The organism is Blastomonas sp., from assembly GCF_041747255.1.
Classification (GTDB): domain Bacteria; phylum Pseudomonadota; class Alphaproteobacteria; order Sphingomonadales; family Sphingomonadaceae; genus Blastomonas.
Genome location: NZ_JBGTFM010000372.1, coordinates 1 through 9,546, shown reverse-complemented (window position 1 = coordinate 9,546; position 9,546 = coordinate 1). Strand labels below are relative to the sequence as shown.

Annotated in this window: 11 protein-coding genes and 1 pseudogene; 4 read left to right on the top strand and 8 right to left on the bottom strand. The window is 61.9% G+C overall.

The window, feature by feature from the left end:
• Nucleotides 1-240: pseudogene (locus ACEW8G_RS12625) on the top strand (ATP-binding protein); the annotation flags it as partial.
• Between the two features lie 401 nt (nucleotides 241-641).
• Here the strand turns inward: ACEW8G_RS12625 and rplS are convergent.
• The 8 genes from rplS to ffh form a co-directional block, all read right to left on the bottom strand.
• Entirely contained in the window at nucleotides 642-1,031 is a 390-nt protein-coding gene (rplS, locus tag ACEW8G_RS12620; RefSeq protein WP_373488766.1) for a 50S ribosomal protein L19, read from the bottom strand.
• A gap of 10 nt (nucleotides 1,032-1,041) precedes the next feature.
• Entirely contained in the window at nucleotides 1,042-1,791 is a 750-nt protein-coding gene (gene trmD, locus ACEW8G_RS12615) for a tRNA (guanosine(37)-N1)-methyltransferase TrmD (protein ID WP_373488765.1), read from the bottom strand.
• Complete coding sequence (locus ACEW8G_RS12610) at nucleotides 1,788-2,300, bottom strand: hypothetical protein (RefSeq protein WP_373488764.1); 513 nt, start codon at nucleotides 2,298-2,300, stop codon at nucleotides 1,788-1,790. Before ACEW8G_RS12610 ends, trmD begins: the two co-directional genes overlap by 4 nt.
• Nucleotides 2,297-2,692, bottom strand: coding sequence for a type II toxin-antitoxin system VapC family toxin (locus ACEW8G_RS12605; RefSeq protein ID WP_373488763.1), 396 nt, complete (start codon nucleotides 2,690-2,692; stop codon nucleotides 2,297-2,299). The genes ACEW8G_RS12610 and ACEW8G_RS12605 overlap by 4 nt, the downstream gene beginning before the upstream one ends.
• On the bottom strand, nucleotides 2,689-2,958 hold the full coding sequence (locus ACEW8G_RS12600) for an AbrB/MazE/SpoVT family DNA-binding domain-containing protein (protein WP_373488762.1): 270 nt from the start codon (nucleotides 2,956-2,958) through the stop codon (nucleotides 2,689-2,691). Before ACEW8G_RS12600 ends, ACEW8G_RS12605 begins: the two co-directional genes overlap by 4 nt.
• 31 nt (nucleotides 2,959-2,989) lie before the next feature.
• Nucleotides 2,990-3,463 (bottom strand): ribosome maturation factor RimM, encoded by a 474-nt coding sequence (gene rimM, locus ACEW8G_RS12595; RefSeq protein WP_373488761.1) that lies wholly within the window; start codon nucleotides 3,461-3,463, stop codon nucleotides 2,990-2,992.
• Between the two features lie 87 nt (nucleotides 3,464-3,550).
• A complete protein-coding gene (gene rpsP, locus ACEW8G_RS12590) occupies nucleotides 3,551-4,003 on the bottom strand; it encodes a 30S ribosomal protein S16 (RefSeq protein WP_373488760.1) in 453 nt (150 codons plus the stop codon).
• A gap of 35 nt (nucleotides 4,004-4,038) precedes the next feature.
• Entirely contained in the window at nucleotides 4,039-5,544 is a 1,506-nt protein-coding gene (gene ffh, locus ACEW8G_RS12585; protein WP_373488759.1) for a signal recognition particle protein, read from the bottom strand.
• Between the two features lie 406 nt (nucleotides 5,545-5,950).
• Between ffh and ACEW8G_RS12580 the strand changes: the two genes are divergently transcribed.
• The 3 genes from ACEW8G_RS12580 to mtaB form a co-directional block, all read left to right on the top strand.
• Nucleotides 5,951-7,621 (top strand): putative bifunctional diguanylate cyclase/phosphodiesterase, encoded by a 1,671-nt coding sequence (locus ACEW8G_RS12580; RefSeq protein WP_373488758.1) that lies wholly within the window; start codon nucleotides 5,951-5,953, stop codon nucleotides 7,619-7,621.
• A gap of 80 nt (nucleotides 7,622-7,701) precedes the next feature.
• Nucleotides 7,702-8,496, top strand: coding sequence for a diaminopimelate epimerase (gene dapF, locus ACEW8G_RS12575; RefSeq protein ID WP_373488757.1), 795 nt, complete (start codon nucleotides 7,702-7,704; stop codon nucleotides 8,494-8,496).
• A 3-nt stretch (nucleotides 8,497-8,499) separates the two neighbouring features.
• The coding region (gene mtaB, locus ACEW8G_RS12570; RefSeq protein WP_373488756.1) for a tRNA (N(6)-L-threonylcarbamoyladenosine(37)-C(2))-methylthiotransferase MtaB at nucleotides 8,500-9,546 on the top strand (1,047 nt) is incomplete at its 3' end.

Genomic DNA, 9,546 nt, shown 5'->3' with positions numbered 1-9,546 from the left:
ATCAAGGCGCGCACCAATGCGGAGATCGACGGCGAGGCGCTGGAACAGCACGCCACCCCCGACGAACCCGCCCGCCAGTTGCTGGCCCGCGCCGCCGAAGCAATGCGGCTGTCAGCGCGCGGCTATACGCGGGTGCTGCGGGTGGCACGCACAATCGCGGACCTGAGCGGGGCCGAGACGGTGGGCCGCGTGCATGTGGCAGAAGCGCTGAGCTATCGCAGACGGGCACCTGTAGGGTGAGGGGGATTCACACCTGTAATCCAGCGTTCAAGCGCTGAAGCAAGCGATGGCGTAGCGTACCCTTATATTGTGACAGCAGGTCCTTCAGGGCCGCGTGTCCCCAACCTCGACGGCCAGCAGCCGCGTGAGGCGTCCATTTTCGTCCTTCTACGCGTTTGGTCGCGTCACCTTCGAAACCTTAAGGCCGCCGTACTTGGCCTTCCAGTTTTAGATCGTCACCTCCGACACATCATGTTTGCAGGCAAGATCGGCAGTCTTCGCTAGAACCTTCAGTCTCGCTAACGATTCCTGCAACACCCCGACAATCTGCGCTTCCGTCAATCGAATCCGCTCCGTCAATCCGCCCTTTCAAAGGCCAGGACTAAACAGCGAGATCATGTTCATGCCGCAGCCTGAGACGATCAGGCTTCGGTGGTGCCCTTGGCCGGACGGTTGTCGCGGCGCTCGGCGATGCGGGCGCGCTTGCCGGTCAGGCCGCGCAGATAATAGAGCTTGGCACGACGCACGACACCGCGACGTACAACGGTGATCGAATCGATGTTGGGCGAATAAAGCGGGAATACGCGCTCGACCCCTTCGCCGAACGAAATCTTGCGCACGGTGAAGTTGGAGCCAAGGCCCCGGTTGGAGCGCGCAATGCACACGCCCTCGTAGTTCTGTACACGCGTGCGTTCGCCTTCAACGACGCGCACGCCGACGCGCAGGGTATCGCCAGCCCGGAAATCGGGGATGGTCTTGGTGCTCTTGAATGCCTCGATAGCTTCTGCTTCAAGCGTCTGGATAAGGTTCATTGACCTGTCCTCATGTTTTTCGCCGCGCACCAGAGGGCGACTGATCCGGAGCACCCCCATGGCGCTCCCAAAGATCCGGCCGCCTTAGCCGTGTGATCTCCGCAGCACTGGCTTCACGCCATGCCCGGATGTTCGCGTGATCCCCCGATCGCAGCACTTCGGGGATCGCGCGCCCTTCCCATATCTGAGGTCGGGTGTAGTGCGGATATTCAAGCAAACCGTTCTCAAACGATTCCTCGTCTCCGCTGGAAGACGCGCCCATTACATCGGGCAGCAGCCGAACGCAAGCGTCAAGCAGCACCAAAGCGCCTGTTTCTCCGCCTGACAGCACGTAATCGCCGATCGATATTTCCTCAATGGCGCGCGCTTCGAACAGGCGCTCGTCGAATCCCTCGAACCGGCCACACAATATCGTGACTCCGGGGCCGCCGGCGAGTTGGCGAACACGGGCCTGCGTCAGCGGGTGCCCACGCGGTGTCATCGCGATCACAGGAGTATCGGGCGACCGTTCCAGCGCATGATCAACCGCGCTGGCGAGCACATCCGCGCGCAACACCATCCCCGCCCCGCCGCCTGCGGGCGTATCATCGACGCTACGGTGCTTGTCGGTCGCAAAATCGCGAATCTGGATGGCATCCAGCGACCACCGCCCCTCCGCCAGCGCGCGCCCGGCAATGCTGTGGCCCAGCGGTCCGGGGAACATCTCGGGGTAAAGGGTAAGGATTTGGGCTGACCAGCAAGCAGATGCCGCTTGTGTCATCTGCGCCACCAGGTGAAGAGCCACCGCCAGAACCGTGCCTCGGCCAGCATCAATTTGGCCAGCAATGGCGGCACGCCCTCCTGCGTGAGGGAATCAACATCGGTGGAGGGCCGAAACACCAGGCGCAACACCATGAACAACAACCGCAATTCGACGGCTATAAGCATCACAAGACCAGCCATACGCACCGGTTCAAGATATGGAAGGATGTTTCGCGCATCTTCAGGAATGACCCAGGTGGCCCAGTAGATGCCGAGGCACTGCAGCGCCACGATGCGCAGCGCCAGTGCGATCCGGGTTTTATAATGTCGGTAACACAGCCAATACAGAGCGGGCAACGTGAACACGACATCAAACGTCAGTGCCGCCTCGAATTGAGCGAGGGCCCGTCTGTCAGGCATGGCCGCAATCTGCGAGCCGATGACCCATGCCAGCGCGGCCAGCACGATGGCCAGCGGCACGAACCAGTTCTGCGACAACCATTCAGACGACCACTTGCCACCAATCACAACGGTACCTCTAATCCGAGCGTCCAATTCTCAACCTTCAACCCCCGCACATCGGCAAAATCCGCCTCGTTGTTTGTCACTATCGTAGCGCCGATGCTCAATGCGTGAGCTGCGAGCAACCGGTCGAAACGGGCGCGCTTGAAGGGCATTTTTGCATATGCGCGCGCCGCCGCTTCATCAAAGGCCAACAAAGGTATCTGATCCAAAAAGGCTTCCAACACATCCACAGGTGGCGGCTTTCCGCGCTCTGACCCCAGAAAAATCTCAGCAAACGAGATCGCCGATAGGGCAATCGTGCCCGGTTCGTGTTGTTCAAAGCGAACCCGAAGCGGCTCAAATCGCGCTGTCATCGCATAGACCGCGCAATCTGAATCTATAAGGTATTTTATCACGGCTGCTCAATCTTGAGCCTTGAAGCGACAGCGCTTGGCCGTTCTTCAAAATCCTCGCGGATTGGCACATGAAGATCCAGTGCCTTGCCCCAAAACCCACTTACATCGATGGTTTTTCTTGGGCGCTGGACCGGTTCAATCACCAATTTGCCGTCGTCCTCAACGATGGTCCATTCCATATCCGGCTGGATACCTAGCGCTGCAGGCATGCGAATCGCGACCGAATTGCCTGACTTGAAGCTCTTCGCCTTGTATTCCTTGCCCATCTTGGCCTCCTGTATATACGTGATGTATATACTATTCGGCCCAAGCAGCGTCAATCACGATGCGCTCGCCAGCAATCTCGCTGGCGGCGACCGGGGCCATGAACGTCTTGCCATCAGCCCGCGCGATATCCAGCACATCGCCCGCGCCGAAATTCTCGACATTGCGCACGGTGCCCAAAGCCTCGCCGGTTTCAGACTCAACCGCCAGACCAATCAGGTCGGCATAATAATATTCGCCCTCGGCCAGCGGCGGCAGGGCGGCGCGCGGCACAGTGAGTTCTGTGCCGCGCGCTTTTTCTGCCGCGTTGCGGTCGGCAACCTCGGCGAAGCGCGCGATGCCCATGTCCTTTTGCGGACGCAGCGAGGTGAGCGTCAGTGCGCCGTCATTGAAGCTTTTGTGCTCCTTCACCCCGTCAAGCCCGGAGCCGAACAGCTTGAGGCGCACCTCCCCGGTCACGCCATGCGCGCCGACGATAACGGCGAGAGTGATCGGGCGGTCAGCCATGATGGGTCAAGCGTGAGGTGGCGGCGGGGCCGTTAAAGTGCAGGCCCCACCCCAAGCCCTCCCCTAAAGGAGAGGGGCTTTTCATGCTCAGCTTTCAGTCGTTTCAGCTGCAGCGGCGTCTTCAGCCGGGGCTTCTTCGGTAGCAGGCGCTTCAGCCGGAGCATTCTTGGCTTCTTCAGCGGCCTTGGCAGCTTCTTCGGCTTCAGCAATCTTGGCGGCCTTTTCTTCGGCGCGTTCCTTGGCCTTTTCGCCGGGCTCACCCTTCTTGGGGTTCACGCTCGCCTTGCGTTCCTTAAGGCCGAGCACGTCGAGAAAACGGGCGACCCGGTCGGTCGGCTGCGCGCCCACAGAAAGCCAGTGCTTGGCGCGCTCTTCGTTGATCTTGACCCGCTCACCGCTGTCCTTGGCGAGCAGCGGATTGTAAATGCCGACCTGCTCAAGATATTTGCCGTCGCGCGGCGCGCGGCTGTTGGCGACGACGATCTTGTAATAGGGGCGCTTCTTGGAACCGCCGCGCGACAGACGCATTGAAATAGACATTGGAACCTTACCTTTCTGATAAATTGACGTTTGATCTACTTTTTCTTGAAATTCTGAAAGCCGGGGGGAAGCCCGTTGGGCAGGCCCGGCAGGCCGCCTGCCATGCCCTTGCCTCCGCCTCCAAGCAGCCCGGCAATGTCTTCCTCGCTCGGCATCTTGCCGCCGGCTCCTATGCCGCCAGGGCCACCCATTCCACCCGCCCCGCCACCGCCGAACATCGCGGCCAGCCCCTTGAGGCCACCCATCTTGCGGATCTTCTTCATCGCGCCTTCCATCTCCTGATGCATTTTCAGCACCCGGTTGACGTCCTGCACGGTGGTGCCCGATCCCTTGGCGATGCGAATCTTGCGCTTGGCGTTGAGCAGCGCGGGCTTGTCGCGCTCCTTGGGGGTCATCGATCCGATGATCGCGTCCATGTGCACCAGCACCTTGTCGTCCATACCGCTCGCGCTCATGGCCGCCTTGGCCTTTTTCATCCCCGGCATCATGCCCGCGAGCGCGCCGATGCCGCCCATCTTGGTCATTTGCCGCAACTGGGTGCGCAGGTCGTTCATATCGAACTGACCCTTGGCCATCTTGGCGGCGAGCTTGTCGGCATCTTCCTTCTCGACCGTCGCCGCGGCCTTTTCGACCATGCTGACGACATCGCCCATGCCGAGGATGCGGCCCGCAACACGGCTGGGATGGAACGGCTCGATGGCATCCATCTTTTCGCCCACGCCGACGAACTTGATCGGACGACCGGTGACGGCACGCATCGAGAGCGCCGCACCGCCGCGCGCGTCGCCGTCCATGCGGGTCAGCACCACGCCGGTCAGCGGCACCTGCTCGGCAAAGTTCTGCGCAACGTTGACCGCGTCCTGCCCGGTCAGCGAATCGACAACCAGCAGGATTTCCTTCGGCGTCGACTCGCTGGCGACCGCCTTCATCTCGTCCATCAGCTGCTGGTCGACATGCAGACGCCCTGCGGTATCGAGCATCACGACGTCGAACGATTGCAGCTTGGCCGCCTGCAGTGCGCGTCGCGCAATATCAACCGGCATCTGCCCGGCGACAATCGGCAGCGTGGCGACGCTGACTTGCTCGCCCAGCACCTTGAGCTGTTCCTGCGCGGCGGGGCGCTGCACGTCGAGCGAGGCCATCATGACCTTTTTGCCGTGCTTTTCCTTGAGCAGCTTGGCGATCTTGGCGGTGCTGGTGGTCTTGCCCGATCCCTGCAGGCCGACCATCATGATGACGGCGGGCGGCGCGACGGCAAGGTCAAGCTCGCTCGCCTCAGACCCCAGCATCTCGGTCAGTGCGTCGTTGACGATCTTGACGACCTGCTGGCCGGGCGCGACTGATTTCAGCACCGACTGACCGACAGCCTGTTCGGTGACGGTGTTGATGAAATCGCGGACCACGGGCAGCGCGACATCGGCTTCGAGCAGCGCGATGCGCACTTCGCGCATGGCCGCGCGGACGTCTTCTTCCTTCAGCGCGCCACGGCCACGCAGCCGGTCAAACACCCCGCCAAGGCGGTCGGACAGATTATCGAACATGTCTCATATCTCCTTCACCCGCCAACATAAGCTGCACATCGCCCGTTCGCCGCGCAAAAACACACAAAACGCCGGTGGGCGAAACCTCGCCGACCGGCGCACGCATGTGCCGACGATGCGGCTGTTGCGGCTAAACTGGACATCGGATCATCCACGAGATTCTCCGAATTGATGCGGCGCATAGCCGAGGCGCGGCCTATTGGCAAGCCTACCACCGGGCAAATGCAACCAGCATCACCGCACGTTGACCGCTTAACAATGCGCTAACCATCTAAGTCGCGCTGTTGAAACGAATTCACTGTCATCGTCTGGGTCAAGCGTAAACGCTAATTTAACGCTCAACTTCTAGCATGTGGCATCTGACCGGCAGCGCTGCCTGTCACATCGTGGATTGGCACCGTTCGAGATGAAGACCACACCGGCGACATCGACAAATATCGACGATCTGGCAAGGCGTGCCGGACAGGGCCGTGATTTTGTCGCAGGCGGCATCATGACCGCTGCTATCCTGCTGTTTGTCGGCACAGCCGGCAGCGTGGTCCCCAATGCGATCAACCGCTTTTTCAACACCGGCGTTTCTCCTGACAATGTCGCGGTGACGGCGCTCATGCTCAACATCGCGCTGATCATATTGGGCTGGCGTCGTTATGGGGAGCTGAACAAGGAAATCGCCCATCACAAGAATGCCGAAGAGCAGGCAAAGACGCTGGCGGTCACTGATCCGTTGACCGGGTGCCTGAACCGGCGCGCATTGGGCGAGGCCTCGGCCGGACTGATCGCCCAGGCGACGCGGCGCGACATGACCTTCGCCTATCTGATGATCGACCTCGATAACTTTAAGAATATCAACGACATTCAGGGCCATGATGCCGGGGACAAGGTGCTGGTCGAGGTGGCCCGCAGGCTGGGCGCCACCATGCCACCCAACAGCTATGTCGCGCGCCTGGGCGGCGACGAATTCGCCTGCACATTCATTTTCGACGCCGACTTCCCCGAGACAGTACAGCGCGTGGCCGAGGACCTGATCGAGCAGATCAGCCTGCCCGTGGTCGGTCCGGCAGGCTATGGCGATGCCGAACTGGCCGTGACCGCATCGATCGGCATTGCCCGCGCCGACCAGTGCGACAACAGCCTCGACATGCTGATGCGCCGCGCCGACATTGCGATGTACGCGAGCAAAAAGCAGGGCCGCAATCGCTATTGCTGGTTTGATCTGCGGATGGAGAGCGAAGTCCAGTTCCGCAACAAGATCGAATCGGGGATGCGCATCGGCATCGGACGCGGCGAATTCGTGCCCTATTACGAACAGCAGATCGATCTGGCATCGGGCCAGCTGATCGGCTTTGAGGTGCTGGCGCGCTGGAACTCGCCCGAGCTTGGCCAGGTCGCGCCCGACATCTTCATCCCGATTGCCGAAGACACCGGCATGATCGGCGATCTGTCTGCTTGCGTCATGCGGCAGGCGATGATTGATGCGCGCGGCTGGAACCAGGAGCTGACGATATCGGTCAATATCTCGCCGGTGCAGCTGCGCGACCCATGGATGGCGCAAAAGATCGTCAAACTGCTGGTGGAGACCGGCTTTCCCGCCAACCGGCTCGAGATCGAGATCACCGAAAGCTGCCTGTTCGAGAATATGGGCCTTGCCCAATCGATCATTGGCAGCCTGAAGAACCAGGGCGTACGCGTTGCGCTCGACGATTTCGGCACCGGCTACAGCTCGCTGGCGCACCTGCGTGCGCTGCCGTTTGACCGCATCAAGATCGACCGCAGCTTCATCACCTCAATGAACGAGAGCAAGGAAAGCCGGGCGATTGTGCAGACCATCGCGCTGCTCGGCGAGTCGATGGGCCTGCCGATCACCGCAGAGGGGATCGAGGATGGCGCACTGATTGCGCATCTGTCCAAGATCGGCTGCGCCAAGGGCCAGGGTTTCTATTTCGGCCAGCCGTTGTCGGTTGAACAGGCGCGGCGGCTGCTCGCCGACCAGAACCTTCTCGACCTGCTGCCGCAGCTGATCGAACCCATGGATGCTAAACCGGACGCAGAGCCGCGCAAGCTTGCCAGCGGCGAGTGAACGGCGAGCAAGCGGGCACCCGGCGGGGCTCCAAGGATTGCGCTTTGTAAAGTCCGCCCCATCAGTTTAAAGCCGCGCGCATGGCGCACCATCGCTTTCACAAGATGCACGGGCTGGGCAACGACTTTGTCATCTTCGATGCCCGCGAGCATGACCTGACGCTGACCGGCGAGCAGGTGCGCTGGCTGGCGGATCGCCAACGGGGCATCGGCTGCGACCAGCTGATCGTCATCCGCGCTTCTGACAAGGCCGATCTGGCGATGCAGATTTTCAACCATGATGGCAGCGAAGTGGCGGCGTGCGGCAATGCGACGCGCTGTGTCGTGGCGCTGGTCGCGCGCGATATAACGATTGAGACCGGTGCCGGCGTTTTGCATGGCACATGGGGCAACGGCGCGGTCACCATCGATATGGGGCTCCCGCGTTTTGACTGGGATGCGATCCCTTTGGCCTATGCAATGGACACCGCGCACCTGCCGGTCGGCTGGGAGGACCTGACTGATCCGGCGGCGGTCAACATGGGCAACCCGCATGTCGTGTTTTTCGTGCCCGACGCCAATGCAGTCGATCTGGCGCGGCTGGGGCCGCAGATTGAGCACGATCCGCTGTTCCCCGAGCGGGTCAACGTCAATGTCGCGAGCATTGATGCGCACGGCATTACGCAGCGTGTGTGGGAGCGCAGCGCGGGGCTGACGCTTGCGTGCGGCACAGGGGCGTGTGCCACTGCCGTCGCCGCCATCGCGCGCAAGCTGGTTTCAGGCCCGGTGCCGGTGCATCTTCCCGGTGGCACGCTCACCATTGACTGGCAGCCGGGCGGCAATGTGTCGATGACCGGGCCAACCAGCCATGTCTTCACCGGCAGCATCGATATCTGAGCGATGAACGCCCCCGTCATCCTGCCCCGCCGTGGCCCCAAGATCATCGCCATGGGTTGCCGCCTCAACATCGCCGAGGGCGAGGCGATGCGTGATCTGACAGCAGCGCACGACGATCTGGTAATCATCAACAGCTGCGCGGTCACCAACGAAGCGGTGCGCCAGACCCGGCAGGCGATCCGCAAGGCACGCAAGGCTCGCCCCGATGCGCGCATCATCGTCACCGGCTGCGCCGCGCAGACCGACCCAGCGATGTTCGCCGCCATGCCTGAGGTGGACCGGGTGGTCGGCAACATCGACAAGCTGGACATCACCAGCTTTGCGCCGCGTGCCAATGATCGGGTGCGCGTCTCAGACATCATGGCGGTGCGCCAGACCGCGCCGCACCTTGCCACCGCTTATGCCGAACACGCCCGCGCCTTCGTTGAGGTGCAGAACGGTTGCGACCATCGCTGCACCTTTTGCATCATCCCGTTTGGCCGGGGCAACAGCCGCTCGGTGCCCGCAGGCGCGGTGGTCGATGCGGTGCGCGCGCTGGTCGAACGTGGCTATGCCGAGGTGGTGCTGACCGGGGTAGACGTGACCAGCTATGGCCCCGATCTGCCCGGATCGCCGACACTCGGCATGTTGATCGAACGCATCCTGATGCTGGTCCCAGATTTGCCGCGTTTGCGCCTGTCCTCGCTCGACGGGGTCGAGATCGATGACCGGTTGTTTGACCTGATCACTGGCGAGCCGCGCATCATGCCGCATGTCCACATCTCGCTGCAATCGGGCGACGACATGATCTTGAAGCGCATGAAGCGCCGCCACAGCCGCGCCCAAGCCATCGCGCTGGTCGAACGGTTGAAAGCGCGGCGGCCCGAGATCGCCATTGGCGCAGACCTGATCGCGGGCTTCCCCACCGAGGATGCGAGCATGCACGCGGGCAACCTGTCGGTCCTCGATGCCTGCGACGTGGTCCACGCGCACATCTTTCCTTATTCGCCGCGCGCCGGAACCCCCGCCGCGCGGATGCCGCAGCTGGACCGCGCGCTGGTCAAGGCGCGC